The following is a 2396-nucleotide window of genomic DNA, read 5'->3' as shown; positions in this document are numbered from 1 at the left end:
GCGGCGATACGCCGTTTGAGGTTTTGCAGGCTTACTTTTCTCAACCTGTGGTGTAAACAACGCGGTTATTTTCTACACTTGATTGAAACCGCGTTTCAGCTTCGCAGAAACTTTTGCTTTCAGACGGCCTCAAATGACAAATTCCATATCGTCCTCCGCCTGTTTCCGGTATTGCCCGGGCGAAATGCCGTAAGCCTTTTTAAACGCCTTGCCGAAATGGGTTTCCGAACCGAAGCCCACCGCCAATGCTATGGCCAGCACCGAATCCGACCCCTGTTTCAACATTGCCGCCGCCTGCTGCAAACGGATTCGGTTCACAAAGGCATACGGGCTCATGCCCGTTTGCGCTTTAAACAGCCGCATCAGCTGCGCGCGCGACACCGTGGCCGCCGCCGCCATTTCTTCGATATTCCACGCCCGCTCCGGCTGCGCCAACACCGCCTGAATCACACCGCGCAAACGGCGGTCGTGCCAGCCCTTTAATATGCCGTCCGGCAGCGCGGGTATGCGGTTTTCCGATAAAAACGTCCGTACCAATAACACCAGCAGTACCGTCGACAGCGCGTCTACCACCGACTTGGAGCCGTGCTGCGGCCGTTCGGCCTCCTGCTGCAAAATCGCCACCACGCTTTGCAACGCGGTATGGCGCATATTCAGAAACACCGTTTCCGGCAGGCTGTCCATTAAATCGGCCTGACGGTCGTAATCGAAACGGGCGCAAAACAAGCTCAAATCCGCCTTGCCCGACCCGCTGCGTTTTTGCGTAAACACACCGTTGGACGCTATCTCCACCCCCGCGCCCGTATTGGCGCAAGCCGCATCACTACTCAAAACATGGCCGATTTTGTGCGGAAAAAACACCACATCGCCGCTGCCCAGCAGACGCGGTTTGTCCATACCGTCCACCTGAAGCCAACCCTCGCCGTCCGTTACGATGTGCACCAAGGCCTGACCGCGCCGCGCCTCATGCCGCACATACCATCCGCCCTGAAACAGGCATTGCACGTCCACACTGCCGCTGATTTGCGCCAGCGACACCAACTTGTCGAGAATATCCATTTTTACGCCACCAAATGATACGATTTGCAGATTATTTTAATATAAAACGCGCAACAATGGCCGCCGAAATCCGAACCCGGACACACTTAACCATACGGATACGGTTCAAATCGGGATAAGGCGGAGAAACGCCGTCCCGATTCGCAGCCAATCCGCCATCAGGAGCAAATCATGTTTAAAGACTGGAACGAACACACCGCATTGGTCAAAAAATCCTTCGGCGAAATGGGTAAAAAACACCCGAAAATGCTGCAAGCCTACGGCGCACTCGAGCAAGCCGCAGCAGCAGAGGCACTGGATGCCAAAACTCGCGAACTCATCGCCATCGCCGTGGCCGTGACCACACGTTGTGAAAGCTGCATCAGCGTCCACACCGCCGCCGCCGTTAAAGCAGGCGCGACCGAAGGCGAAATCGCCGGCGCATTGGCCACAGCTATATCGCTCAACGCCGGAGCAGCTTATACTTACGCCCTGCGCGCCTTTGAAGCTGCGGAAAGCCAACGCTAAAGAAAGGCCGTCTGAAAACTCAACTTCCTAACGGAAGTTGAGTTTCTGCGCAGCTAAAACGAAGTTTCCGAAGGAAGCCGAGTTTCTGCATAGCTAAAACGAAGTTTCGCAACAAGGCTGAGTTACTGCAAAACCAAAACAAAGTTTCACAAAACCCGAACGCCTAACCGTCAAACAGAAAGAAATGTCATGAAAAAACAAATCCTGACCGCGCTGCTTGCCGCAGCAATGCTCTCACCCGCCGTTTACGCCGCTGACGCGCACACCGCCGCACCCACGGCCCGGTCCGCCCAACCTGCCAAAGCAAAAGGCATCTGGATAGACGTGCGCACACCGGAAGAATACCAAGAAGGCCACCTTGCCGACGCAGTCAATATCCCGCATGACCAAATTGCCAATAAAATTTCCGCAACGGCTGCCGACAAAAACGCCCCCATCCACCTCTACTGCAAATCCGGCCGCCGTGCCGGACTGGCCAAACAGCAGTTGGAAAAAATGGGCTACACCAACGTCAGCAACCACGGCGGCTATCAAGATTTGCTGGCCAAAGGCATGAAATAACCGCCCTTCCTCCCTATATCACGGATGAGGTGTGAACCGGCAGGGCGGCGCTCCCCTGTCCTCCTGCGCCATATGCGCCCGTCCATCTGCGGCCTCTCCGCCAGCTCTGATTCGAATTTCATCCGCCACATCATCCGAGGCCGTCTGAAAACGCAACTTCCGCCAGGAAGTTGCATTTCTGCGAAGCTAAAATGTAGAAAATAACCGCATTGTTTACACCACAGGTTGAGAAAAGTAAGCCTGCAAAACCTCAAACGGCGTATCGCCGC

Annotated in this window: 3 protein-coding genes; 2 read left to right on the top strand and 1 reads right to left on the bottom strand. The window is 55.1% G+C overall.

The window, feature by feature from the left end; translation table 11 throughout:
* Positions 1-129 precede the first annotated feature (129 nt).
* Entirely contained in the window at positions 130-1059 is a 930-nt protein-coding gene (locus ACTHSL_RS12405) for a cupin domain-containing protein (RefSeq protein ID WP_114921650.1), read from the bottom strand.
* 171 nt (positions 1060-1230) lie between these two features.
* Between ACTHSL_RS12405 and ACTHSL_RS12400 the strand changes: the two genes are divergently transcribed.
* Together ACTHSL_RS12400 and ACTHSL_RS12395 are read left to right on the top strand one after the other, a co-directional pair.
* Positions 1231-1566 (top strand): carboxymuconolactone decarboxylase family protein, encoded by a 336-nt coding sequence (locus ACTHSL_RS12400; protein WP_003773903.1) that lies wholly within the window; start codon positions 1231-1233, stop codon positions 1564-1566.
* A gap of 189 nt (positions 1567-1755) precedes the next feature.
* Complete coding sequence (locus tag ACTHSL_RS12395) at positions 1756-2127, top strand: rhodanese-like domain-containing protein (RefSeq protein WP_440381633.1); 372 nt, start codon at positions 1756-1758, stop codon at positions 2125-2127.
* Positions 2128-2396 lie beyond the last annotated feature (269 nt).

The organism is Neisseria sp. P0008.S010 (genome assembly GCF_051962715.1).
Taxonomy (GTDB): Bacteria; Pseudomonadota; Gammaproteobacteria; order Burkholderiales; family Neisseriaceae; genus Neisseria; species Neisseria elongata.
Note: the sequence above shows the minus strand (reverse complement) of the source record. Positions and strands in the feature narration are given on the sequence as shown.

What these genes read in the sequence shown, in the direction of transcription:
- ACTHSL_RS12405 (WP_114921650.1), bottom strand. Translation starts at nt 1,059, where the DNA reads ATGGATATTCTCGACAAGTTGGTGTCGCTGGCGCAAATCAGCGGCAGT.
- ACTHSL_RS12400 (WP_003773903.1), top strand. Translation starts at nt 1,231, where the DNA reads ATGTTTAAAGACTGGAACGAACACACCGCATTGGTCAAAAAATCCTTC.
- ACTHSL_RS12395 (WP_440381633.1), top strand. Translation starts at nt 1,756, where the DNA reads ATGAAAAAACAAATCCTGACCGCGCTGCTTGCCGCAGCAATGCTCTCA.